This window comes from Fulvivirga aurantia (assembly GCF_009711475.1).
Lineage (GTDB): Bacteria > Bacteroidota > Bacteroidia > Cytophagales > Cyclobacteriaceae > Fulvivirga > Fulvivirga aurantia.
The window spans coordinates 1-25766 of record NZ_SMMD01000944.1 but is presented as its reverse complement, the minus strand read 5'-3'; the positions used below and the strand labels follow the sequence as shown (position 1 = coordinate 25766).

General features: G+C 39.9%; 24 protein-coding genes and 1 pseudogene. 4 read left to right on the top strand and 21 right to left on the bottom strand.

The window, feature by feature from the left end; all coding sequences use genetic code 11:
- Positions 1 to 170: 170 nt before the first annotated feature.
- The 11 genes from hisB to E1176_RS19370 form a co-directional block, all read right to left on the bottom strand.
- A complete protein-coding gene (hisB, locus tag E1176_RS19420; protein WP_155212709.1) occupies positions 171 to 1289 on the bottom strand; it encodes a bifunctional histidinol-phosphatase/imidazoleglycerol-phosphate dehydratase HisB in 1119 nt (372 codons plus the stop codon).
- A gap of 10 nt (positions 1290 to 1299) precedes the next feature.
- Positions 1300 to 2334 (bottom strand): histidinol-phosphate transaminase, encoded by a 1035-nt coding sequence (gene hisC / locus E1176_RS19415; protein ID WP_155212708.1) that lies wholly within the window; start codon positions 2332 to 2334, stop codon positions 1300 to 1302.
- A complete protein-coding gene (hisD, locus tag E1176_RS19410; protein ID WP_222933184.1) occupies positions 2324 to 3619 on the bottom strand; it encodes a histidinol dehydrogenase in 1296 nt (431 codons plus the stop codon). The genes hisC and hisD overlap by 11 nt, the downstream gene beginning before the upstream one ends.
- Positions 3619 to 4479, bottom strand: a complete 861-nt coding sequence (hisG, locus tag E1176_RS19405) for an ATP phosphoribosyltransferase (protein WP_155212707.1) — start codon at positions 4477 to 4479, stop codon at positions 3619 to 3621. Before hisG ends, hisD begins: the two co-directional genes overlap by 1 nt.
- 302 nt (positions 4480 to 4781) lie before the next feature.
- On the bottom strand, positions 4782 to 5768 hold the full coding sequence (locus E1176_RS19400) for a M23 family metallopeptidase (protein WP_155212706.1): 987 nt from the start codon (positions 5766 to 5768) through the stop codon (positions 4782 to 4784).
- Between the two features lie 6 nt (positions 5769 to 5774).
- The gene (mog, locus tag E1176_RS19395) at positions 5775 to 6311 is read right to left on the bottom strand and encodes a molybdopterin adenylyltransferase (protein ID WP_155212705.1); all 537 of its coding nucleotides are present in this window, start codon (positions 6309 to 6311) and stop codon (positions 5775 to 5777) included.
- Entirely contained in the window at positions 6308 to 7336 is a 1029-nt protein-coding gene (gene trhO, locus E1176_RS19390) for an oxygen-dependent tRNA uridine(34) hydroxylase TrhO (RefSeq protein WP_155212704.1), read from the bottom strand. The genes mog and trhO overlap by 4 nt, the downstream gene beginning before the upstream one ends.
- 114 nt (positions 7337 to 7450) lie before the next feature.
- Complete coding sequence (locus tag E1176_RS19385) at positions 7451 to 7816, bottom strand: response regulator (protein ID WP_155212703.1); 366 nt, start codon at positions 7814 to 7816, stop codon at positions 7451 to 7453.
- Entirely contained in the window at positions 7816 to 11856 is a 4041-nt protein-coding gene (locus tag E1176_RS19380; RefSeq protein WP_155212702.1) for a CheR family methyltransferase, read from the bottom strand. The genes E1176_RS19385 and E1176_RS19380 overlap by 1 nt, the downstream gene beginning before the upstream one ends.
- Positions 11857 to 11996: 140 nt before the next feature.
- On the bottom strand, positions 11997 to 12620 hold the full coding sequence (locus tag E1176_RS19375) for a tetratricopeptide repeat protein (protein ID WP_155212701.1): 624 nt from the start codon (positions 12618 to 12620) through the stop codon (positions 11997 to 11999).
- Entirely contained in the window at positions 12613 to 13626 is a 1014-nt protein-coding gene (locus tag E1176_RS19370) for an amidohydrolase family protein (protein ID WP_246206184.1), read from the bottom strand. Before E1176_RS19370 ends, E1176_RS19375 begins: the two co-directional genes overlap by 8 nt.
- A gap of 131 nt (positions 13627 to 13757) precedes the next feature.
- Here E1176_RS19370 and E1176_RS20810 point away from each other — a divergent pair, with 131 nt between their 5' ends.
- Positions 13758 to 13946, top strand: coding sequence for a hypothetical protein (locus E1176_RS20810; protein WP_185152892.1), 189 nt, complete (start codon positions 13758 to 13760; stop codon positions 13944 to 13946).
- Here the strand turns inward: E1176_RS20810 and yidD are convergent.
- From yidD to E1176_RS19340, 6 genes and pseudogenes are all read right to left on the bottom strand, one after another.
- Entirely contained in the window at positions 13872 to 14099 is a 228-nt protein-coding gene (gene yidD, locus E1176_RS19365; RefSeq protein WP_155212700.1) for a membrane protein insertion efficiency factor YidD, read from the bottom strand. The two genes, E1176_RS20810 and yidD, sit on opposite strands and share 75 nt — an antisense overlap.
- 25 nt (positions 14100 to 14124) lie before the next feature.
- Positions 14125 to 15623: pseudogene (gene cysS, locus E1176_RS19360) on the bottom strand (cysteine--tRNA ligase).
- A 101-nt stretch (positions 15624 to 15724) separates the two neighbouring features.
- On the bottom strand, positions 15725 to 16240 hold the full coding sequence (locus E1176_RS19355) for a hypothetical protein (RefSeq protein ID WP_155212699.1): 516 nt from the start codon (positions 16238 to 16240) through the stop codon (positions 15725 to 15727).
- Positions 16237 to 16722 carry a DUF2306 domain-containing protein gene (locus E1176_RS19350; protein WP_155212698.1) on the bottom strand — a complete coding sequence of 162 codons (486 nt, stop codon included), beginning with the start codon at positions 16720 to 16722 and terminating at the stop codon, positions 16237 to 16239. Before E1176_RS19350 ends, E1176_RS19355 begins: the two co-directional genes overlap by 4 nt.
- Before the next feature lie 40 nt (positions 16723 to 16762).
- The gene (locus tag E1176_RS19345) at positions 16763 to 17050 is read right to left on the bottom strand and encodes a winged helix-turn-helix domain-containing protein (RefSeq protein WP_155212697.1); all 288 of its coding nucleotides are present in this window, start codon (positions 17048 to 17050) and stop codon (positions 16763 to 16765) included.
- Between the two features lie 4 nt (positions 17051 to 17054).
- Positions 17055 to 17621, bottom strand: coding sequence for a hypothetical protein (locus tag E1176_RS19340; RefSeq protein ID WP_155212696.1), 567 nt, complete (start codon positions 17619 to 17621; stop codon positions 17055 to 17057).
- A gap of 125 nt (positions 17622 to 17746) precedes the next feature.
- Here E1176_RS19340 and E1176_RS19335 point away from each other — a divergent pair, with 125 nt between their 5' ends.
- The gene (locus E1176_RS19335; RefSeq protein WP_155212695.1) at positions 17747 to 18334 is read left to right on the top strand and encodes a riboflavin synthase; all 588 of its coding nucleotides are present in this window, start codon (positions 17747 to 17749) and stop codon (positions 18332 to 18334) included.
- Here the strand turns inward: E1176_RS19335 and E1176_RS19330 are convergent.
- Positions 18331 to 18900 carry a phosphatase PAP2 family protein gene (locus E1176_RS19330; protein WP_155212694.1) on the bottom strand — a complete coding sequence of 190 codons (570 nt, stop codon included), beginning with the start codon at positions 18898 to 18900 and terminating at the stop codon, positions 18331 to 18333. The genes E1176_RS19335 and E1176_RS19330 overlap by 4 nt on opposite strands.
- A gap of 1 nt (position 18901) precedes the next feature.
- On the bottom strand, positions 18902 to 19798 hold the full coding sequence (hemF, locus tag E1176_RS19325; RefSeq protein ID WP_155212693.1) for an oxygen-dependent coproporphyrinogen oxidase: 897 nt from the start codon (positions 19796 to 19798) through the stop codon (positions 18902 to 18904).
- 104 nt (positions 19799 to 19902) lie between these two features.
- Between hemF and E1176_RS19320 the strand changes: the two genes are divergently transcribed.
- The gene (locus E1176_RS19320; RefSeq protein ID WP_155212710.1) at positions 19903 to 22014 is read left to right on the top strand and encodes an alpha-ketoacid dehydrogenase subunit alpha/beta; all 2112 of its coding nucleotides are present in this window, start codon (positions 19903 to 19905) and stop codon (positions 22012 to 22014) included.
- A 21-nt stretch (positions 22015 to 22035) separates the two neighbouring features.
- Here E1176_RS19320 and tamL read toward each other — a convergent pair whose 3' ends face one another.
- Positions 22036 to 24447 (bottom strand): translocation and assembly module lipoprotein TamL, encoded by a 2412-nt coding sequence (gene tamL, locus E1176_RS19315; protein WP_155212692.1) that lies wholly within the window; start codon positions 24445 to 24447, stop codon positions 22036 to 22038.
- 15 nt (positions 24448 to 24462) lie between these two features.
- On the opposite strand from tamL, the gene E1176_RS19310 reads away from it, so the two are divergent.
- Positions 24463 to 25194 carry a TrmH family RNA methyltransferase gene (locus E1176_RS19310; protein ID WP_155212691.1) on the top strand — a complete coding sequence of 244 codons (732 nt, stop codon included), beginning with the start codon at positions 24463 to 24465 and terminating at the stop codon, positions 25192 to 25194.
- 47 nt (positions 25195 to 25241) lie between these two features.
- On the opposite strand, the gene E1176_RS19305 is transcribed toward E1176_RS19310, so the two are convergent.
- Complete coding sequence (locus E1176_RS19305; protein WP_185152891.1) at positions 25242 to 25715, bottom strand: YfiR family protein; 474 nt, start codon at positions 25713 to 25715, stop codon at positions 25242 to 25244.
- Positions 25716 to 25766: the final 51 nt, after the last annotated feature.

Genomic DNA, 25766 nt, shown 5'->3' with positions numbered 1-25766 from the left:
CTCCATCCACTGACAATGTAAACCTAATTATAGGGTCATCCTGAGGTACGAAGGATCTTACTCAGTACAGTTGTTAGTTTAATAATCATTGTTTCATGCTTAGTAAGTTACTTCGTTGCGCTCAGCATGACTTGCTTTATGTGTCTGACTGAGATGGTTATTACAGATTTTTACAAAACACCTTTGGTGCTAGGCAACTCTTCATTATTCGCGTCTTTCTTCACGGCCATTTTAATGGCTTTGGCAAAAGCTTTGAAAATTCCTTCAATTTTATGGTGCTCATTATCGCCTTTTACAGAGATATTTAAATTGCATTTTGCGCTATCTGAGAAAGACTTAAAGAAGTGGTAAAACATCTCAGTTGGCATTTTTCCAATCATCTCACGCTTAAACTCAGCCTCCCAAACAATCCAGTTTCTGCCACCAAAATCTAAAGCTACCTGTGCCAATGCATCATCCATAGGCAGGCAAAAGCCATATCGCTCGATCCCTCGCTTGTTTCCAAGTGCTTGTAGAAAGGCTTCTCCCAATGCAATGGCTGTATCTTCGATCGTGTGATGCTCGTCAACTTCTAAATCTCCTTTGGTAAGTATATTAAGATCGATTAGGCCATGCTTCGCAATCTGCTCCAACATATGATCAAAAAACACGATACCTGTGCTGATATTGGCCTGACCTGTACCATCAAGGTTAAGGCTGATCGAAATATCGGTCTCCTTAGTTTTGCGCTTTACCGTGCCTACCCGTGATTTTTTCATGAGAAAAGAGGCGATCTTTGACCAATCGGAGGAGATTAGCGCACAGCTTTCATCCAATTGCTGATCGGCCAGGTCTTCTACCAGGTTCTCATTCATAAGTATGCCCTGACAGCCTAAATTTTCAGCCAGTTTTATATCGCTGAGCCTGTCCCCAATAACAAACGAATTCTTCAGGTCGTAATTCCCGTTCAGATACTTTGTGAGAAGACCTGTGCCGGGTTTTCGGGTTGGCTTATTTTCGTGAGGGAATGAATCGTCAATCAAAATCTCATCAAAGACAATACCTTCATTTTCCAGCGTTTTGAGCATTTTATTTTGTGCAGGCCAGAAGGTGTTTTCAGGAAATGACTCAGTGCCCAAGCCGTCCTGGTTGGTGACCATTACCAACTCAAACTGATCATTTTTGGCGATTTTAGATAGCTCAGTAAATACTTTAGGATAAAATTCCAGTTTCTCCAGACAATCAATTTGTTCATCTTCCGGTTCGATAATGAGTGTACCGTCTCTGTCTATAAAAAGTACTTTTTTCATACTTCAATGATTATTGCAATGCTTTTAGCGTGTCGATTAATAAATTATTTTCTTCAGGTGTGCCTACAGTAATTCTCAAGCAATTATCACCAAATCTTACTTTTGATCTGTCCCTTACAATGATTTTCTTCTCAACTAATTGATCAAATAGTGTTTTTGCATTCGAAAACCTTACTAACAAAAAGTTACTATCAGAGGGAAAAACCATGTCAACAGACGGTAAGCTTTCTAGTTCACGTTTCAGCTTATCGCGTTCTGCTATGATTTGCACTATGTTTTTCCTGATCAACTCGGGATTAGACAGTTGCTGTAAGGCATATTGTTGTGTGAGCTCATTGATGTTGTAGGGAGGTTTTACCTTATTGAAAAGGCTGATGATCTCCTGATTGGCAAATGCCATACCCAAACGTACCCCAGCCATACCCCAGGCTTTAGAAAAAGTTTGCAGTACTATCAGTTGCTTGTACTTATCAAGATTTTTTGCAAATGATGCTGTTCCGGCAAAATCAATATACGCTTCGTCAACCACCAGAATACCATTGAAACTATCTGCAATCTTTTCAATAGCGGCTTCATCCAGAAGATTACCTGATGGGTTATTGGGTGAGCACAAAAATACCACCTTTGTATTCTCATTTATGGCAGTTAAAACGGCTCCGGGATCCAGACTAAAATCGGTATTCAGCGGGGCTTTGATGATTTCAATGTTATTGATACCAGCAGAAACCTCATACATGCCATAAGTTGGGTCAGTGATGACGATATTATCCTTTCCCGGTTCGCAGAAAATTCTGAAAATAAGATCTATAGCCTCATCACTACCATTGCCAAGAAAAATTTGACTCGGTTTTACAGATTTAATTTCTGCCAGTTTGCTTTTTACCTCACGTTGGTAGGGGTCAGGGTATCGGTTTACAGCTGATTTATATGGGTTTTCGTTGGCATCTAATAACACAGCCTCACCCGTGCTGCTGTACTCATCTCTTGCTGAAGAGTAAGCTTTTAAGGCCAGAATATTAGGCCTCACCAATTTTTCAATTTCCATTTTCCAGATACTTGAGTCTGAGTGAAACAGCATTTTTGTGAGCAGCAAGTTCCTCTGCTTCAGCCATCAATTCGATGGTAGGACCGAGTGATTTGATTCCACCCTCAGTTATTTGCTGAAAAGTAACTTGTTTGGTAAAGCTGTCTAAACTTACCCCACTATAGGCCCGTGCCGCCCCGTTGGTAGGCAATGTGTGGTTTGTGCCAGAAGCGTAATCTCCGGCAGATTCAGGGGTGAATGCCCCAATAAATACCGATCCAGCATTTATTACCTGATCGGCTAATGTTTCTGCATTTTTAGTGGCTATAATTAAATGTTCCGGAGCATAAGCGTTGCTCATCTGCATCATTTCGGCAGTGTCTTTTACTAAAACACCCACACTTTTGCTTAGGCTTTCTACCGCAATCACCTTTCTAGGTAAACTCTCAATTTGTTTTTCGATGGCCTTATTTACACTTTCTAAAAGCGATTCATCTGTACTTAGGAGCACCACCTGGCTGTCTTTGCCATGCTCAGCCTGAGAAAGCAAATCAGATGCAATAAAGTCGGCATTGCTGCTCTCGTCTGCCAAAACCATCACCTCTGATGGGCCGGCCGGCATATCTATAGCAGTACCCTGTAGACTCACCATCTGTTTGGCAGCAGTTACATACTGGTTGCCAGGCCCAAAAATCTTATCAACCCGCGCTATGCTTTCGGTACCATACGCCATGGCTGCTATGGCTTGGGCGCCACCTACTTTATACACTTTAGTAATGCCCACAAGTTTGGCGGCATATAGTATCGCTGGATTTATATTGCCATCTGGCTGTGGTGGGGTGCATAAGACTATCTCAGAACAGCCGGCAATTTTGGCTGGTATACCGAGCATAAGTACCGAAGAAAACAATGGTGCTGTGCCACCCGGTATGTAAAGACCTACTTTTTCAATAGGCAGAGCCTTTCGCCAGCAAGTGACCCCTGGCATGGTATCTACCCGAAGTTCTTCACGCTTTTGCTCCTTGTGAAAAGTATAAATGTTTTCATAGGCTTGTTTTATGGCTGTCTTAAGTGTTACATCAGTAGAGTCATCTGCTGATTTTAACTCATCTTCACTCACTTGTAAAGCATCAATCTTCGATTTGTCAAACTGTTCATTAAATTCAAATAGTGCTTTATCACCTGAGGCCTTCACGCGGGTGAGAATATTTCTAACTGCACTTTCTAAAAAATCAGTTTCCAGAACAGGACGTTGTAGAATGCTTGCCCATTGCTCAGGTTTTGGGTATTTCTTAATAGTCAACATTAGAGTATCATTTTTTCGATAGGTACAACTAAAATTCCCTGGGCTCCAAGTGCTTTAAGTTCGTCTATTTTGTCCCAGAATTCGTCTTCATTTACCACTGAGTGCACAGAAGACCAGCCACTCTCTTTTAAAGGTAAGACAGTTGGACTTTTCATACCCGGCAATACGCTGCATATTTCTTTTACGCTGTCATTGGGTGCGTTTAGCAACATGTATTTAGTGTTTTTAGCCTTATTTACTGCTTTTACCCTGAAGATAAGCTTGTCCAAAATAGCTTGTTTCTCAGCTGATAAAGATTTTCCGGAAACTAAAACTGCCTCAGACTTAATCACAGTTTCAACCTCTTTTAAGCCGTTGCTCATAAGTGTGCTACCGGTACTTACAATATCGCATATAGCATCTGCTAGTCCGATTCCCGGAGCGATTTCAACAGATCCGCTGATCTCATGTATCTCTGCAGATATGTTGTTTTTGGCTAGAAAGTCTTTGATGATGTTAGGGTAGGAGGTGGCAATCTGTTTACCGTCAAATGACTGAATACCTTCGTATGTATCGCCTTTAGGGATGGCAAGAGAAAGTCTGCATTTTGCGAAATCGAGGCGTTGGGTTATCTCAATGTCTTTCTTTTTTTCCAGAAAAACGTTCTCTCCAACAATTCCGATGTCTGCCACGCCATCTTCTACATATTGAGGGATATCATCGTCTCTTAGAAAAAGAATCTCTGCCGGGAAGTTGTAAGATTCTGTCTTAAGTCTGTTTGGGCCATTGCTGAAATACAGACCACACTCGCGAAGTAGTTTAACTGATTTCTCCTGAAGTCTTCCTGATTTTTGAATGGCAATTCTAAGTTTGTTTTCCATAGTTCCTGTTTGCTTTGTGCTTTACCTGTTAAGTATTCTGAAGTTCTTGTTTGAAATTGAGTAAAATAAAAAAGGCTTACCGCATGGTAAGCCTTAATGTTTTTGTGATAATATCTATATAAATATAGCTATAACATAAACCGCCCATGCATCGATGCTGAGTTAACATGATGATGGTGATGATGGTTATATGTTGCGCTGTATAATTGCATTGTTGACGCGAAGTAGTAAAAAGATTTTATAAGATCAAAGATTAACTTTCATTTATTTTAAAAACACAACCCGAGATAAAAGGTTTAGAATTATTTATCACCACCTAATGATTGGTTCTCTATTGAAGCTAATTCAATCACTTTTTCATATTCTTCGGGGTCTAAATCGTTGAAGAAATAATGAACGGGGTTAATTTTCTTATCATTTCTTATCACCTCGTAGTGTAGGTGAGGTGCAGTAGAAAGCCCCGTGTTACCCACATAACCAATGATTTGTCCACGTTTTACCTGCTGCCCTTCCTTCACTTCAAAATCATGCATGTGCGCATATCTGGTTTTGAAACCAAAGCCATGATCAATCTCTACTGTTTTTCCATAACCGCTAAATCTCACTTTCGCTTTAGAAACGGTACCATCTGCCGTGGCATAAATTGGGGTGCCGATAGGGGCAGAGAAATCTATACCCGTGTGTAGCTTCTTTACCTTATAAATCGGATGAATTCTATAACCATAACCCGAAGCCAACCTAATTAGCTCCTGATTTGAAATGGGCTGAATAGCTGGAATAGCGGCAAACATCTTTACCTTATTCTCTGCCAACTCCACGATATCGTCATATGATTTTGACTGAATGTACATTTTCCGTCTCAGCTTATTTACATCCTCGCTCAATGATACAATTACTTTTTCGTGGTCAAGGCTCTTGTTTTTTATCTCCTCATAACGATCAACACCACCAATACCGGCATTTCTCACGGCAGGATCTATAGGATCTGCTCCTAAAACCACCCTGTAGATATCGTCATCACGATCTTCGAGGGAGGCTACCACTTTCTCAAGTTCATCTACCTTCTCTTGCAAACTTTGGTAATAATACTCCATTTCGGCCACCTCATTTTTGAGCATAAGCTCTTTTGGAGATTCAAAATATGCATTATATAACATGAGAAGGCCAACAGAAACTACCACAATCATAGATGCGAGGCCCAGGAAGTTTAGGATAACGTCCTGCGACTTTACTTTTACTCGCTCATACTTACAGGTTTCTGTATCGTAGTAATATTTTATTCTAGCCATCTTACACTATTTGTTCTTTGGCCTAAATGCTTTGATTATTTTCTCATCACATTTAAGAAAAGGCCCTTCCAACAAGTCTATACAATAAGGAATTGCCGGAAACACAGCGTCTAAACACTCTCTGATCGCTTTTGGTTTCCCCGGTAAGTTAACAATTAATGTTTGATTTCTAATACCCGCTGTTTGTCGGGAGAGAATGGCGGTAGGTACAAACTTTAAACTTTCCTGACGCATACGCTCACCAAAACCGGGCATCATCTTATCACAAACGGCTTCTGTGGCCTCTGGCGTAACGTCTCTTTTGGCAGGTCCGGTGCCCCCGGAAGTGATAATAAGGCAACAGCCTTTTTCATCCGCCATTTCTTTCATTTTTGCCTCAATCTGGTCTTGCTCATCAGGTATGATGGCGTACACGCTGTCCCACTCCGAGGTGAGGTAGTCGTTGAGCGTAGAAACAATGGCCTTACCCGGGGTATCTTCATATTCTCCTCTGCTGGCTCTATCAGAAACATTGATGATTCCAATTATTGCTTTCTCACTCATTTCTTAAAAAGTAATTTACTTGATCGTCCTTTTTTGAATACCTGGCGCCCTTTGTTAATACCTGTACGCATTTTTTTCTGCTCTTCCTCCGGCAAGTTGATGATGTCTGTACACTCTGTGCTGCAGCACCCTTCAAACTTCTCGGCACATTTCTCACATTGAATAAACAGTAAATGGCACCCATCATTTTTACAGTTGGTATGCGTATCACACGGGTCACCGCATTGGTGACAGTGGCTTATGATTTCGTCTGAAATACGCTCTCCCAATCGCTCATCAAAAACGAAGTTTTTGCCTACAAATCTGTTTTCAAGCCCTTTGTCTTTCACCTGACGGGCATACTCAATGATGCCACCCTCTAGCTGAAATACATTCTCAAAGCCTTTGTGTTTGTAGTAAGCGCTGGCTTTTTCGCATCTGATACCTCCTGTGCAGTACATGACGATATTTTTATCTTTCTTATCCTGTAAGAGGTCTTCTACAATGGGTAATGATTGTTTGAAAGTGTCTACATCAGGCGTAATAGCACCTTTAAAATGCCCCACTTCACTCTCGTAGTGGTTTCTCATATCTATGAGCACAGTATTTGGGTCACTGGCTAGCTCATTGAATTTTTCTGCGCTGAGATGAATCCCTTTTTTGGTAACATCAAAAGACTTATCATCTAAGCCATCGGCTACGATTTTGTTTCGTACCTGTATTTTTAGCTTAAAAAATGACTTACCATCATCTTCTACAGCTACATTTAAACGCTCGCCTTCGAGCTCTTTTGAGTTGTTGATATAACTTTCAAACGCATCGAAATTTTCCTGAGGAACGCTTATTTGGGCGTTTATACCCTCTTCGGCCACATAAATACGCCCGAAAACTCCAAGTTTATGAAAGTCAAGATATAACTGATCGCGGTAGGCTTGTGGATCAGGTAGTTTTACATATCGATAAAATGAAAGTGTGACGCGCTTTTCGTCACTATTCTGAATTTTTTCCTTCAGAATCTTTTTGTTTACTCTGTTGTGTAGAATCATTTTGCATGAATGATTTTGTTAACGAAAGTGCAAAGATAATAAAAAGGAAAACGTAATTACAAAACGTAATTAAAACGGCTTATAATAAGATTTTAAGCCATAATTTACTATAAATCAGACTTTTACGCCTGCTTTGGCTATGCCGTTGACCAGGTCTTGTACATCAAAAGGTTTGCATATATAGCCATCGGCACCCGAGTCTTCTGCAATATTTTCTATTTTATTATTGGCAGAAAATAGCAATACAGGCACTTTAGCCGTTTCAGGATTTGACTTAAGTTGTTTTACAGCTTTTGAGCCTCCTATCTCAGGTATCCAAATATCCATGAGTATCAAGTCAGGTCTATGCTTTTCTACCAATTCTACAGCATTTATGACAGCACTCTCTGTGGCTACTTCATATCCCTCTTTCTCCAAAACGATCTTTACGACCTGGAGTATATCTTTCTCATCATCACAGATTAAAACTTTTGATCTCATTATGATTTTTTAATTGGAATTTTAAACGAAAAAATAGAGCCTTCTTTGCTGCTCTGAACATCAATTAAGCCATTGTGACGGTCAATAATCTCTTTAGAAATACTCAACCCAATACCTAAACCAGATACATGGGTACTATGTTCTTCAACTCTATAGAATTTATCAAATATTTTCTTGATTTTGGAATTTGGTATTCCCATACCGTAATCTCTTACTGATACTTTTGCAAAACTACCGTCCAGAGATACGTTAATCTCAATTTTCTCTGCGTTCGGGCTATACTTGATTGCATTGGTGAGAAAGTTTATTAAAACCTGTTCGATACGACCTTTATCACCATCAATGATTTTATCTAACTTTCCATGCACCTCAATTTTATGCTTATCGTTTACAGGTGCTACATGCTTTACTGCCTCCTGTACCAGCTCGTCCATATCAAATCGCTCGTATTTAAGAGTCAGTTTTCCAGACTGTATACGGCTTACATCCAGCAAGTCGTTGATGAAGCCTTCAAGCTTCACAATGTTTGAACTGGTCTTGTTAAGGTACAACTTAATTGCCTGATCATCAGCATTTTTCAGGTGATCCAGCAATAGATCAGTATAAGCTTTTACACTTGTTAGTGGTGTTTTTAGCTCATGGCTGGCTATACCAATAAACTCGTCTTTTCTATCTGCCAGCATTTTTTGATCATGGATGTCGGTGGAAGAAATGATCCACTTGTTGATTTTACCTCCACTATCGACCAATGGTGTACCAAGTGATAGGAACCAACGGCTCGTTTCATCAGCTCTTTTTATGAGATGCTCTACTTTAAATATTTCCTGACCTTTCAGCGACTCTTCAAACACCTCACCAATGTCCCTATCGCTTTCAGCAGGGAAGTTGAATTTATGATGCCATTTCTTGTCGTATTTGGCATTTGGCTTTCCGATAAAGTCTTTAGCTTGCTGATTGATATACTCAGGCTTGCCATCCAGGCCTAGCACCCAAACCAACTGAGGTAGAGAATCTGAAAGCATTCTGATGAAGGCATTGGTTTCTTCAACCGACTTTCTGGCCCTTACCTGATCAGTTACTTCATGTGCGTAGATTACCACATCTTCATCTACATCTTCCTGGCTATTGTCGTAGTATATAGGATGGAATGTGACAGAAAAATATTTAGTCTCTTCTTTCTCACCATCGTATTTGTATGAAATTGCCTTTTCAGTAAAACTCAAATTCTCCTGAGTTTCTCTCACCTTTTGCAAGGCATTCTTTATTTCTTTTGTATTTATACCTGGTAGTGCGTTAGCCAGGTCTTTTCCCAGCATTTTCTGACTGCCGAAAAAGCTCTGGAAACTCTCGTTTACGAAGCTGAAAGTGTTTTTCTTACCGCTTACAATTGCAATAAGTTGAGGTGCATCAATGAACAGGTTTTGCCATAATTTACGCTCGCTTTCAACTTGCTTTACAGCTTTTACTAGCTTAAGCTCTGCTTCTTTCTTGTCTGTAATATCTATAAAACTGATAGAAACCAGGTTGGTGTCATCATTAGATTGCTCTACAACCGGAGTGTAATCAAAGCTCAGGTATCTGTTTTTGTCTTTCTTTATCTGCTGCTCAAAACTTAACTGTTTTCCTTCAAAAGCCTGTTTTATTCTTGAGTGAAACGCTTCTAAGTACTTCGGAGGAATGAGGTCGATGTACAATACATCTTCCTGTAGTTTCACTCCAAAAATATCTTTGAAGATCTTATTGGCCGTGTTATTAAAGAGGATAATACGGTAGTCTCTATCAACCAGAATAAAGCCCTGCTGCGTATTATGCAGCAAACTCTCCATATTTTGCTGGTATTTGATAATTTCCTCACTCTGTTTTTCCACTTCGGCAGTGGCACTGCGCAACTCAGAGTAGGCGATATTTAGTTCCTCATTGGTAGCCTGCAGCTCTTCGTTGCTGGTTTCAAGTTCTTCATTTGAGGCCTGCAACTCTTCGTTTGATGATTGTAGTTCTTCGTTGAGCGATTGTAATTCCTCATTAGATGTTTCCAGCTCCTCAACCAAAGAATTCATGTGCTCTTTAGTGGTGGCAAGCTCATGCTCAAGCTCTACAATTATCGGTTGCTCTTTAGGATCTACATCTGAGGTTTTATGTTTAGAGTGCTCAAGGTCTAAATCTAATGTCTCAAATATGATTATAAAAAAACGGTTTTGTGGCTTTGAGTAAAGTACCGGTTTTACAATTATTCTCAGCCATTTTTCCTCACCATTAATTTCGATTTTCTTAATACGGCTTTTGGCTGTTTCCATATTGCCTATGGCCTTGCTGGAAGCTGTACGTACTTCTAACTGAAACTCACTGTTGATCAGTTTTACGATATTGAGGTTAGCAGAACCTGGTTTCAGCTTTAGAAAGGGAGATACATCTTTGTTTATTTCTATGATGTTGAGGCTATCATCCACAACAACATAAGGGTGCTCAAAGCCATGGTATAGGGTCTCTTTTACCATAGACGCTACCGTAGTGATTTCCTGTTTTTTAGAAACAGACTCCTTGGCTTGCTGTCTTCTGGCGATTAAAGGACGTAGTATAGGCACATGTGATACCTTCGAGTCTGTCGACTTACGCTGATATAACTTGTGCTTACCGTTTAAAGGACTAAACAGCTCTTTAAAATGCCCGATAGTTTCAGACTTACCTAAAAAGAGTAACCCGCCAGCATTGAGCGAATAATGAAATAATGGAATTACCTGATTTTGCAAGTCAGACTTGAAGTAAATCAAAAGGTTCCTACAGCTTACCAGATCAAGGCGTAAAAATGGGGGGTTAGTCGTAAGGTCATGCTTAGAGAAAAGTATGAGCTTTTTGATTGACTTACGCACCTCAAACTTACCGTCTTCACGACTCTTAATGTATTTGTCACGGTAATATTTGGGCATGCTCTCTAGCGTGTATCCTTCATAAATACCTATTCTGGCAGTTTTGAGCGGATTTTGATCTATATCTGTAGCAAATATCTGTATGTGTGAGGGAGCAGGGCACTTTTTTGTATTAATCAGATCATCTAAGATCATTGCAATGCTATAGGCCTCTTCACCTGTAGCGCAGCCGGGTATCCATACTCTGAAGGAGTCTTGATCTGCCGTTTCGAAGAGCTGCTTTTGCAAATATTCTTCTAGCTCAGCAAAGGACTCAGGATTTCTGAAAAATGCCGTTACACCAATAAGTAGGTATAAAAACAATTCTTCTATCTCGTTCTCATTGTTTTCTAAATAGTCTAAATACGCATCAATTGACTTTATTTTTTTATCCTGAATGCGCTTTTCGAGTCTGCGATGAATGGTGGAAGTTTTATAGCCAGAAAAGTCTGTGCCAGTACGATGCTGTATTTTTTCAATGATTTTATCCACCACATCGAGGTCTTCTTTCTGAGCCTCTGCCTCTTCGTTTTTTATGCGAATACTATTTTTGTAAGCAGTGTCGAATAATTTTGGAATTTCTAAGCCTATTTCTTTTGGAGTTAGCTCCATATCTACATAACCAGTAAGTATGGCGCTGTCGGGCATTCCCGTATACTTGGCACTATCAGGCTTTTGAGCAATGGCAAAACCATCTGCTTTGTGAATTTCGACTACTCCTTCAGATCCATCGTGGCCTGTTCCGGAAAGTACCACTGCAATACATTTATTGCCATAATTATGTGCCAACGATGTAAAAAGAGTGTCTACACTCGGCTTCGGACCATAAGATTGTTTGCTAGGAGTAAACGAAAAATGGTCATTTTCTATAATAATATTACTATCTGGGGGGCAGGTGTAAATGCGATTAGGCGACAGTTGCATGCGATTAGCAGCTTCTACCACCTCAAGTTCATTCACTTTGCTCAACAAGTTTACCAACAGACTCTTGTAGTTGGGGCTAGTATGTTGCGCTACAATTATTGCCGCACTTTCAAGCTTAGGAGGAAGACTGCCAATAAGTTCTTGCAATGGCTCTAGTCCTCCGGCAGACGCACCAATGGCAATTATATGATTGAGCGAATTTTTTTTACTCATAATGGTATTAAGTAACTAATCTACTTCAGTGCTAATACGTCACCTATAGATTTTCCCAAGAACTATAAGTTTCTCAGTTGAAAATTGTTTAACAATTCTTTAAAAAAATATTCTAAAGTCACAGACAAATTTAGTGGGTATCATTGGTTGTTGGCTTTTAGCTCACCACGCAATAGCTGATTGTATTGCTCACAAGTAAGCAGGCCGTGTTCATCACTATACGGACAGTGTTTATATGTTCTGCCAAATGCGCCCTGTGAGATGATTACACCTTCGCCCTGGCAAACCGGACAAACTACCTTGCCGGTTGGTCCGCAGTCAACTTCATAATTTAAGGAGAATACGGTTTGAGCTTCTTTTCTATCTGTATTTCTAACTTTTAGGAATTGTTCTTTGGCTAACTCTAGGAGTGATATACTTTCTTCGTAAAACCTACCAGTGGTGCCTTTGATTTCTATATACTTATTGAGCCAGTCGATGCTTTGTTGGTATTTGTCGAGTTGGTAAGAGTTTTTACCAAAATAGAAACACAGATCTGTAGGTACGATTTTAGACTGTTTGAGGACCGTCTTAAAGATTTCCTCGGCTTTTAGGTTGTCACCGGCATTCATTAAATCAACACCCTGATCCATTTTGCGCATGAGGGCAGCATTTTTTGCATGCTCCTGATCTCTTACCTGCTGCAGGATCTTTTCTTCCTGTGTTTGAGCCAGGGAAACCACTGTGATAAAACACAGCATCCCGGCTATTATCAACTTATTCATTAAGGTAGTCTTTCTTGTCTAGTTTGAGCCAATCCAGCGTAGAGTTGCAAAAAATATCTTCAACCACGCTACAATCAAGATCCATTTCTTCAATAAACTTGCCAATCTCTAAGTCACCAAGGGGAAAAGGATAGTCAGACCCTAAAGTGATCTTCTTCGAACCCTGAATCTTGAGAATGTATTTCATGATTTCCGGATCATGCGTAATACAATCTACCCAAAATTTGCCCAGGTACTCACGTGGATTTACGGGATTGTCAATGGCTACCAAGTCAGGTCTGCAATTGAAACCATGCTCCACACGCCCTACAGTTGCGAGGAAAGATCCTCCGGCATGTACAAAGTTAACCCTTAAATCAGGCAATCTTTCGAATACACCTCCAAATATCATAGAGCAAATAGCTCGTGAAGTTTCGGCTGGCATGCCAACAAGCCATGGCAACCAATACTTGGTCATATGTTTCATTCCCATCATGTTCCAAGGGTGCACCATTACAGCCATGTCTAACTCCTGACAGGCTTCAAAAATAGGGAAGAAGCGATCTTCACTTAAGTTTTCATCATTGATGTTAGAGCCAATCTGTATACCTGGTATGCCTAACTCCTTACAACGCTCCAACTCTTGTATGGCCAGCTCCGTGTCTTGCATAGGTATAGTAGCAAGACCAATGTAATGCTTCGGGTATTGCACTGCGAGCTCATGAATGTGATCATTAAGAAACATCGAAAGGTCGAGACAGTCATGAGCCTTTGCCCAATAAGAAAACATCACCGGGATGGTGCAGACAACCTGCACCTGTGTATTAAACTTTTCGTAATCTTTTATTCTTACTTCCGGATCCCAGCAGTTTTCTTCAATTTCTCTAAAAAACTGATTACCCTTCATCATTTTAGCATAGCCGGGGCGGTGGTGCTGTAAATAGATGAAATCTCCATAACCGAATTTTTCTGTCCAATTGGGCATCTTTTCCGGAATAATATGGGTATGCATATCTATTTTAAGCATAGGAAATCTGGGTTTAATATGGTTTAGCTAATCCTACAAATCTATTAAAAGTAAATTAAAAAATGGAAGATGGAAGTTAGATGTGAGAAGTTAGCTGTTAGAAATTAGATGTGAGAAATTTGACCTTCAAAGTGAAACAAAAGATTATTGGGTTGGTCGTGCGTAGGTTGAATAAAACCCAAATGTACTTTATGATGCATCAAGGAGGGTGGGATGTAAAAATGGCTTGCGGAGGAGCGTATGTGTTACTTCTTCTTTGGAACAGGATCATAACCACTTGTGCCCCAGGGGTGACAGCGCGCGATGCGTTTAAGGCCTAACCAAAACCCTTTAAAAGGGCCCCATTCATTAATAGCCTGAATTGTATAACTGGAGCAAGTAGGGGTGTGGCGACAATTTTGCCCCAAAAGCGGACTTATCGTTAACTGATAAACCCTGATGGGCAATATGAGTATTGATTTGATAATTTTCATTGTCGAGACTACACGAAAATACTCACTAATCCAGTGAGTATTCTGTGCCTTCTTTTCCGTCTTTAAGCGTAACACCTAAAGCTTTTAAATCATCCCTGATCTTATCAGAAAGTTGATAATTTTTGGCCGCTTTGGCATTTTGCCTTACTTCTATCAGTAAATCGATCACACCGCCTAGTTTAGCATCCTGGCTTTCTTTTTCTTCCTGTAGGCCCAGTACATCTTCTGTAAAGCCCTGAAAATGCTTATTAAGTGTATTGAATAGCTCCTGGCTAATAGCACCGGTTGTCACATTGCCAGATTTGAAGTTATTCATGAGTGTTGTTATCTCAAACAGTACAGCCAAGGCCTTAGCCGTATTAAAATCGTCACTCATATTTTCAAAGAGTGCATCGATCTGTTTTTCTACTTTGGCTGCCACCTCCTTATCTTCAGAGCCACCTTCATAAGCCAGTGACTTAGAAATTTTAAGGCCCTCCATCAATCTCTTATATCCTTTCTCTGCAGCATTTAGCGCCTCATTAGAGAAGTCTAAGGTGCTGGAATAATGTGACTGAAGCATAAAAAATCTCACAACCATAGGACTGTAGCCGCGCTCCAGAATTTCATGATCACGGCAAAGAGCTCACGTGGCAAAAATGAATTGCCTAAAGATTTACTCATTTTCTGACCATTTACAGTGAGCATATTGGTGTGAAGCCAATATTTTACGGGATCTTTTCCGGTACTGCCGACAGACTGTGCTATTTCACATTCATGATGGGGGAATGTTAGGTCCATACCACCTCCGTGGATGTCAAAAGTTTCTCCTAAGTATTTGGTACTCATAACAGTACACTCCAGGTGCCAGCCCGGAAACCCTTCGCCCCAGGGGGAGTTCCAACGCATAATGTGTGATGGAGAGGCTTTTTTCCATATGGCAAAGTCGATTTTATTTCTTTTCTCGTCCTGACTGTCGAGCGCTCGGCCACTTTCCATGAGCTCCTCGATCTTCCTGCCTGAGAGTTTGCCGTAATTATGTTCTTTGTCGTATTTAGAGACATCAAAATAAACAGAGCCGTTTACTTCATAAGCAAAGCCATTATCTAAAAGGCCTTGTACCATTTCAATTTGCTCCATGATATGGCCGGTAGCTGTTGGCTCTATACTCGGAGGTATATTATTAAATTGCTTAAGCACCTCATGGAATCCATTAGCATACTGCTGTACTATTTCCATGGGCTCAAGTTGCTCAAGGCGTGCTTTTTGAGCTATTTTGTCTTCGCCTTCATCCGCATCGTTCTCCAGATGGCCAACATCCGTGATATTACGTACATAACGGACTTTATAACCAACATAGGTTAAGTAACGGTAGATCACATCAAAACTCATGAAAGTCCTGACGTTACCAAGGTGCACATCGCTATAGACCGTAGGCCCGCATACATACATACCCACGTGATCTTTCTCTATCGGCTCAAACTTCTCTTTTTGTTTGCTAAGGGTATTATACAAATGAATGGGATACTTCTCTTTTAGCGACATCTTGTACTTTTTCTGGCTTATTTTCTAAAAGCATCAAAAATAGTATGTATTAAGGACTATCGCTTAATAATGTGATAGAAATTAAAAGAGAAGAGCGTTGGCTAACTTTTCTTCTTTAATTCCATGCTAAAAAATGGGTACCAGTTTTCATTATCAGGAGAATAATAGCCTTCTTCAATCCAGGTGTCAGCGCTGATTTTGGCCTTATATTTTACTGTGCCATTGCCTGCGTCAAACCACCAATCAAAGCCCTCTGGCGTTAATTCAAAATTGGCAAGAGTGTGTCGACCTTCGAGAGTATAAGCATTCATGACTAGCTTATTTTGGATAGCATCGTAATTGATGATACCAAAGGCTTCAAATACTTTTTCATTGGTGGTTTGGTCCCTTCCTAAACCGTTAATGACTAAAATTTTCCCATCTAGCTTGGTGTAAATGTCTTCTGTCTGATTGAAGGTGACCTGATTACCATCAGGAGTACGAGACCAACCAGAGCCTGCCCAATGACCAACAATTTTTTGAGAAATCTGATCGACAGAAAGTGAATCCTGGGCATTAACAATAGGGTGAAAGCCTACTAATAAATAACCGAATAAGATAAAATGTAAAGTTTTCATGATAGTGTATTTTGGTTAGTAAATGTTTTAATCCAGGTGTTTTTATACTTTTTAAAGCCAAGTGATCCGGCTCCGCAGGTAAGAAATATGGCAATGCCGAGCATGGCATAAAAAGGATTGTCGGGTAGGCGAGTCAAGCTTTCAGAAACAAAGGCCGCATAAAGACCTATCACCGACCAATACATAAAGCTTATGTGTAAGATTATGCTGTTGTTAGTTTTCTTTCGAATTAGTGGAATCATACCTGCCAGAAGGGTTACTAAACTTACCGTAGCGGCAATATGGAAGATGCCAAAGCCACCGAATAATCTATAGATCATAAAAGCGGTAATGTTTAAGATCAGCATCATGATTACATAGGCAAAACCTACTTTTTTATGTGTTTTGGTGCCTTTTTTAGCTATGAGTATGTAAGTGCCAAAGACTATTGCCAATATGGCTGAGTAGAGATGTATAGTTCCCGTTAAGCTGTGTGTTATCATTGTAAAGTAGTTTATATTATAAACTTAAATAGCAAAAAAATTAGTTGATGTATTGTTTCAAAGCATTTACATACTCTTCAAAGGCGTTGATGCCAACCTTCGTGATTTTACAAGTTGTAAGCGGCTTTTTACCTTTGAATGATTTAGTTACTTGTATATAATCTGCTTTTGATAGTTTGTCAATCTGAACGCTCAAATTGCCTGCTGTTGCACCTGTTTTTTCTTTAATATGCACGAATTCGGCAGATTTAACACTCATTAATAACGACATAATCGCCAGCCTAAGCTGTGAGTGTAATAAAGGATCCAGGTCTTTGAAGTGATTCATTTTGCTACGCTTTTCTTAACATATATCCTGGTATCAAATAACCTACGGCAACAGCTACAGCCATAACAAGAGGGGCGTAGGCAACACCAAGATAAATTGCCAATGGCGCAAAGATCCAAAAACTACTGCCGCCAATGACCAAAGGATTGAAACGTATAATCAGCCCTGTTATAAACGTGGCCATACCAGAAAACAGCAATATTAAGGCTGTAATTTGAAAGTTGAGGTATGAGCCAGTAAAAATCACAACGAGTATGCTAAATAAGAAAGCCAACCATGTCCACATAACTAGTCCATCGCTGTAGGTAGTTACTCTCTTTTTACCAGATTGCTTGTAGCCATAAATCATGGTTATAATCCAACCGGGAATGCCAATGAGCCACACCATATAAGGGTGTTCAAAATCTGTAAATTGTTCTAAATAAAAATGACCCAAACTGGCTACTACTGCTATCCACCCCCAAAAGAGAAAATAGAAGCTACCTTCTTTGGCATTACCTTTAGTCTGTTGAATCATCCTCGTGATAATCTCCAGACTCTCTGTACTGGTTAGTTCTTTTTCTTCTTTCATGATCGATCTTTTTTTATAAATGTAAAGTAGTTTATAATATAAACCTAATTAAAAACAAAAAGGTTGCACCTTGGTTTGTTTTTTTAATTTCGAATAACTTTGAAACACCTATCAAATCTGACAATATGTTTACTGGAATTATAGAAGCTTTAGGCAAAGTACACGCCATTGAGACGGAAGGGACTAACAAACACTTCGATATTCGAAGTGATATTAGTACAGAGCTTAAAATAGATCAAAGTGTGGCTCATAATGGTGTTTGTCTTACAGTGGTGGCTATAAATGATGATATACATAGAGTAACTGCCATAAAAGAAACGCTCGACAAGTCTAGCCTTGGCAATTTAAAGCCGGGAGATGAACTAAACCTCGAGCGATGCATGCTCAATAATGGTCGTTTTGATGGGCATATTGTGCAGGGCCATGTAGACCAGACTGGTCAAGTAAAAAGTATTGTAGAGGAGGAGGGGAGTTGGTTATTTACTATTGAGCATGAGTCAATAAAAGGCAATGTGACCGTTGAGAAAGGGTCTATCACGATAAATGGCATTAGCCTTACTTGCTTCAATTCTACCGACACGAGTTTTACGGTGGCGATTATACCTTACACTTATGAGCACACCAACATGAAGGCCCTTAAAAAGGGTGATACCGTCAATTTAGAATTTGATATAGTAGGTAAGTATGTGCAGAAGCTTATGCGTCAGGGTTAATGACTCCAATACTTCTGACAAATCCATTGCGCTAGTTTATAAAACAAGAACCCAAGGAGTACTCCAATGAGAGTACCTACAATGATATCGCCAGGGTAATGAACACCAAGGTATATCCTGGTATAGGCCATAATAAACGACCAAATAAAGACCAGACCGACCCATTTGTATTTGTGGCGGAAGATTAGAAATGTATATGTGGCTAAGCTAAATGCCGTGCCAGCATGAGCTGATGCGAAACCAAATTTACCACCTGTGTATTCATTCACTAAATGAACCATTCCTTCCAAAGAAGGGTCACGGGATGGTCTCCATCTTTCAAAGTAAGGCTTCATAACTCCCGAAATAATGAAATCAGCCAGGCCAACAGCAGCTGCCGCAGCCAAAACCATCACTACACCTTTCCACTTATATTCCTTGAAGATAAAAAATATCAATACTGCATAAACCGGAAACCAAACATACTTCTGGGTATACCAGTACATTATCGTATCGAGGGTTGGGTTGTGTAGGCTATTTAGAAATAGAAAGAGCTCTCTATCCCATTCTAGTATTGTTTCAAACATATCAGTTTATCCAGTCGATTCCTTTTTTTAATTGCTTTAATGTTTCTTCTTCCTGGCTTCCTTCTATCGGTGTGTGGTCATATTCCCAGTTGGCTTGGGGTGGTAAGCTCATCAGGATAGACTCAGTTCTACCATCTGTTTCAAGGCCAAACTTAGTGCCTTTGTCCCAAACTAAATTAAACTCTACATAGCGGCCCCTCCGTAGTTTCTGCCAGGCTATATTGTCTTCGTTATAGTCTAAATCGTGATTTTTTGACATAAAATGGGTGTAAGTCGGAGCAAAAGTTTTGCCTACGTCTTGTACAAAAGCAAAAATCTCCTCTTTAGACTTACCAGAGTCTTGATTGAGTCTGTCAAAAAAGATTCCACCAATACCACGGGTTTCTTTACGATGTTTTATGTAGAAATAGTCGTCAGCCCATTTTTTGAACTTGTCATAATAATCGCTGTCGTGCTTGTCACATACATTTTTGAGTTGTTTGTGAAAAAATGAGGCATCATCTTCATCGATGTAATGCGGGGTTAGGTCTATTCCACCGCCAAACCACCAAACACCATTCGACATCTCAAAATATCTCACATTCATGTGAATAATGGGTACAAAAGGGTTGTGTGGATGCAATACGATGCTTACCCCTGTGGCAAAGAAATCTGCAGAATCTAAGTGCAGCGCTTTGAGTATTTTTTCTGGTGTTTTACCTTCAACAGCAGAGAAGTTTACGCCTCCTTTTTCAATGATTTTTCCTTCGGTGAGTACTCTTGATCTTCCACCGCCACCACCTGGTCTTTCCCACTCATCTTGTTTAAATTTCCCTACCGAATCGGTTTTTTCAAGTTTCTGACAGATGTCATCTTGCAGTTGTTTGAACCAATCAGCAATATTTTCTTTGGTAAGCATTGGGCAAAGCTATTGTTTTACTTTGAATATTTGGGTGTAATGATACGGCAGTTTTTTCTAAATTATTTAACTTCGCAAACCACCTAAAAATGCAAATTTCACATATGCCAGCTACAAAATCACCTAATAAATCTAAAAGTTCGAAGCCTAATTCTAAGTCTAAAATTGATAAGGAAATTTTGCTTAAAGCTTATGAGCTGATGTGCTCAGCAAAGCGCATGGCTGAGACTTATGATGAAAATAAAGAAATCTGCAGTAAATACGTGCACAGTACCTCTCGCGGACACGAAGCGATACAGTTAGCTGCAGGCATGCAATTGAAAAGTCATGATTTCGCTTCCCTTTATTATCGTGATGAATCAATCTTATTAGGTATTGGCATGCAGCCTTATGAGTTGATGATGCAGCTCATGGCTAAACAAGATGACCCTTTTTCTGGTGGAAGAACTTACTATGGGCATCCTTCACTTAAAAGAGACGGTTTTCCAATTATACCTCATCAGAGTTCTGCAACCGGGATGCAGGCTATTCCTGCAACTGGTATGGCGCATGGTCTTAAATACCTCGAAAGTCAGGGGCTGTTGAAAGGTAAGGAAAAGCCTGTTGTGCTCTGTTCTTTGGGCGATGGGTCTGTTACCGAAGGTGAGGTTTCAGAGGCTTTTCAAATGGCAGTTCTTAAAAACATGCCAATTGTATATCTGATACAAGACAATGATTGGGGTATATCGGCCACCGGTAAAGAAATGCGTGCCATGGATGCTTATGAGTTCGCGGCTGGTTTTAAAGGCATGACTCGTATGCGTGTAAACGGTGCTGATTTTGAAGATTCTTACTTAGGCATGCAAAAGGCGTACAAACATGTGAGAGATCGTAAAGGGCCTATTTTGGTACATGCTAAATGTCCACTTTTGGGTCATCATACTTCCGGTGTGAGAAAAGAATGGTACAGAGGTGATGAAGATTTGAAGTTGCATTCAACAACAGACCCTATACCTGCTTTTGAGAAATTTCTTTTGAATAATGGTGAAACAAAAAAATCATTAGAAGAGATCAAAAAAGCAGCGGCAGATAATGTGGCTAAAGATTATGAGTATGCACTAAACTCACCAGATCCACTTACTGAAGAGTTTGATACGCATGAGTTTGCTCCTACACCAATAGTTGAGGAAAAAGGAGAAAGAAAGCCTAAAGGCGCTGAAAAAGCGGTAATGGTGGATGCAGCACTTCATGCAGTTGATGATATTTTAAAGAAACACCCTGAGGCTCTCTTTTATGGTCAGGATGTTGGTGGCACACTCGGTGGTGTATTCAGAGAGGCCGCTACGTTGGCTCAAAAATATGGTGACGAAAGAATTTTCAACACGCCAATACAGGAGGCCTATATTGTAGGATCTACAGCAGGTATGTCTGCCGTAGGCGCTAAGGCTATCGTAGAAATACAATTTGCAGATTACATATGGCCAGGCATCAACCAACTAGTGGAGGAGCTTTCTAAAAGCTGTTACCTATCAATGGGGAAGTTTCCAATACAGTCATTAATTAGAGTGCCTATCGGTGCTTATGGTGGGGGTGGTCCATACCATTCTGGTAGTGTTGAGTCTACGTTGCTTAATATCAGGGGTATAAAAGTGGTATTTCCTTCAAATGCTGCTGATATGAAAGGTCTAATGAAGGCCGCATATTATGACCCGAATCCTGTGGTGATGTTAGAGCATAAAGGGCTTTACTGGTCTAAAGTACCGGGAACAGGTGATGCTAAAACACACGAACCCGATGAAGAGTATATCGTGCCTCTTGGCAAAGCCAATATCGTGCTCAATGCTGATGAAGAGGTCATTGAAAATGGCGAATCAGCTGTAATTATTACATACGGAATGGGCGTTTATTGGTCAAAAGCTGCTGCTAAAGCATTTAAGGGTAGAGTAGAAATACTCGACCTGAGAACGCTTAACCCGATTGATTGGGATATGATCAAAGAGAGAGTTGAGTTGCACAATCGAGCTTTTGTACTTACAGAAGAGCCTTTAATGAACTCTTTTGCAGAATCTCTTGCAGGTAGAATTTCGAAAGAGTGTTTTGAGCACCTTGACGCACCTGTTCAAACTTTAGGTGCAGCTAATTTGCCGGCTATTCCGCTTAATGTAGATCTTGAAAAACAAATGCTACCTAACGCTGAAAAAGTAGAAGCCGTACTCAAAAGCCTTCTTGATTATTAGATAACGTCTTTTTGTAACGTATTAGAAAGGATATCCAATACCTATATTAAACACCACAGGTTCAGCTGCTTCTGGAGTAAACGGTGCATCATGAAAGCCATCGTTGAGTATAAAGCGCTTTCCAGGAGCTCTGGCCGGATCGTAGATTTTTATTCCGGCATCTAGCCTTAGTACAAGAAATGAGAAGTCAAAACGAAGGCCAACGCCTGAACCTATCGCTATTTCATTTAAAAAGCTATCGAGTTTAAAACTTGAGCCGGGTCTTGCCGGATCCGGGTTAATGGTCCAGATATTACCAAAATCAACGAATAGGGCATAATCTATGAAGCCAATTAGGTTTTTTCTAAGCTCAACACTGCCTTCCAGCAATATCTCTCCCTGCTGTTCAAAATCGTAGCTTACGAGGTTGGTGGTCGTGTCAATTCTGACATAATTTCCCGGCCCTAAACGTCTGGGTCTCCAGGCTCTTATTCCACTACTACCACCGGCAAAAAAGTACTTTTCGTAGGGTAGTACATCATCACCGCTGTATGGTTTTGCTAACCCACCGTTAATGCGGTAGGCAACTGTTGTATTGTTATTGATAGGATGAATCTTTCGGTAATCAGCATTGAGCTTGATGAATTTATAGGTTTCCAGATCCTCGTCTATAAAGTGATAAGGGTTTACAACATTGAGCATTGTACCGCCACTTTCTACAAACACTCTAAAAAATGATGAATTGTTAAAATTAAGGCCGTATCGATTAAAATTCCACGTAGCAGTGAAATGCATACTACTTACAAAAGATGGCTTAAATGAATTTATGAGTCGATTGCCTCTACTTTCCAGGTTTTTTAAAATATCATTGAAATCTGCCGATAAGTTCGATTCAATCAAACTCACATCTGTCAAAGTAAATTGATAAAGCGCCTTTCCGAGATTTTGCCATGAGTAAGTGGTATTAAAGTTTAAGTTTTCTCGGTTGTATTCTGGTCTGTCTGTATACGTATAACCGGCCTGTAGCCTGGTTTTAGGGTTTATTTTACCTAAGCGTTGTTTGGCTTGTGCACTTATGGGTAAGATAAATTGCGGGAATGTAAGCGTGGCATTGGCACCGGCTTCAACACTAGAGTATACTTCTTGTACTTCTGTAGCCGGAGCCACACCTTCAATGCCGATACGGCCGTTGAGATCGAGTGTTTCTAACCCACCAAAGAGGTTCCTTTTTTTGAAAGACAGGTTGTAAAATGGCCCTGGAAATCCTTGCGTTACATTTATACCCACTTCGTTTGACCACTGATAACGCTTTAGAGGGCTTGTATAGATATTGGCTACGAGCTTGCCGCCTAAAGAGTCATAATTTATGTTTATGAACCTAAACATGTCCAGGTTGGCCAACTGACGTTGTGTGTCAAATGTATTGGTTTTGTTGTAAAGGCTGTCTTTTTCAATAAACACCCTTCGGCTTAGTACTTTTTTGTTGTATTGCCTGTCAAAAAAGCGATAAGTAATGCCATCATACGTCTCTGTCATACGAAGGGAGTCTGGCAACCCTGTGATATTTGCATCTGTAACGAAATTGATGGAGTCGACATGAAATACTCTATGCTCTCCAACGGAAGGGTTTTTAATAGTAGTACGTATGGCCACTTTTTGATACCCTAAATAAGAAGTGTCTACATCGAAGTTTATGTATTGCCTGCTAAAATCGAAGTAGCCATTGTCTTTAAGTAATAAATCTAAGCGTTCACGCTCCTGCGTGAGGTTCGATTGGTCGTAATTTTCACCAACTTCTAATAGGCTCTCTTCATCATTAGCCTCTAACAATTCGAAAATGGCCGAGTCACTCGTCTGGTAAAAAATTGTATCAAGGATGTAAGGCTCTTTCGGTTTGATATTATAAGTTACAGACACCCTCTTACCGGAAGTTTTGGCTTCGGCATTTACTTCAGCCTTAAAATAACCCTTAGAACTCAGGTAAAGATAAAAACGGTCCTCAGTTTGAGCCATTTGTGTAGAGTCGTATACTGAAATCGGCTCACCCCACCTCATCCAAACATTACCTTCCTGTATATTTTTATTTTGCTTGGCTATTTTTTTTCGCTTTCTGCGTTCAAGCTTATTTTTCTTACTCTCTTTTTCAGCCTCAGCTATTTTTTCATTGTATTTGGCCCGTATTTCTTCCTTATTTTGCTGGTATTTTTCAGTATCGTATCGCTTTATGCCATGGTAATAAAACCATACATAGGGCGAGAAAGGAATGAGAGGAAATTGTCTGTTGGGGCGCTGGATATAAAGCTGAGCAAGCTCTTCCTTATTTACCTTATCTGTAGCTTTAATTTTTTGTTTATACAGTAGTTTTTCGTCTTCTTTCAGATATTTGGAGCCCAGACAACCCGAAAGTAGTAGTAAAAAAATGGGTAGGAGGGTTATGTGTCGGTATCTCCTCAACGTTTAGAGTTTATTATGTTAACGAAAGCAACCGCGAAGTTCATCAAATCACTGCAATTAAAAAAATACAGGAAACAAGAAGAATTGTTTGTGGTAGAGGGTGAAAAAAGTGTTTTAGAAGCAATTACTAGTGATTTTACTGTAGAGTTATTGGTAGGCACCGAAGAGTTTTATCAAAGGCATGAAATCGATAGCACGACTTTCAATATCGAGAAAGTGTCAAAAAAAGAACTTGCAGCGATAGGCAGCTTCAAAACTAATGATGGTGCACTAGCTGTGCTTCACCAAAAGCCTAATACATGGCTTGAAGTAGATAATGAGTTAGCCCTCGTTTTGGATGATATCAATGATCCAGGCAATCTGGGGACTATAATTCGTATTGCCGATTGGTACGGAATTGATAAAATTATCGCATCGACCAAAACTGTTGATCTATACAACCCTAAAGTGATAGCTGCAAGTAAAGGCTCATTTTTAAGGGTGAATACATTCTACACCAATCTTGAAGAATACCTAAAGAAAAGTTCTCTGGTAAAATATACCGCAATGATGGATGGTAATAATATCCATACTGCTGAATTGAGTCAGACAGGCTTAATTATCATGGGAAATGAGGCCAATGGTGTTTCTGAGGAGGTGTTAAAGCATGCAGATCATAAGATTTCTATTCCACGATTTGGAGGAGCTGAATCATTAAATGTAGCCATGGCTACAGCCATTATTTGCGATAATTTCAGGAGAAAATAAAAAACCGCCAGTGCTACACACTGACGGTTTAACCAAATCAAACGAAATTATTTAGTGAGTGTGGCCAGGGCCAACATGTCACTGGAAAGTTTAAAGTTTGTTTTTGCCATCGCAACTTCGTTTACCTGAAACGACAATCGACCATTTTTATTTACAATAGCTAAGGCCTGACCGATGTCACTATCAGTAACAACTAAGGTGTTTTTGGCAAGTTGTTCATCAAGCAGAAGGGCTTCTTCTATGCCCTGATTAGTTACGAATAAGATGTCGCAGTTTTTTACATCAAACGCTGATGTAAAAGTGGTTATGTTAATCTTTTTGCTACATTTTCTTTCCGTAGCGAGTTTTTTAAGGTTTTGCTGTAGATGGTGATCTTCTCCTAATAAGCCTATTGTCAATGACTTTTTTGCGGAAGGCCATTCAACATGCCTTGTCAGGGAAAGTAGAAAGAGACTTTTTACTTTTTCATTTCCGGCAGTGTTTTGGCTGTAGCCAAGATTCGACAGACAAATTAGTGCCATTAAGGCAAAGATTTTAATACATTGGTTAGATGTTTTCATGATACACTATTT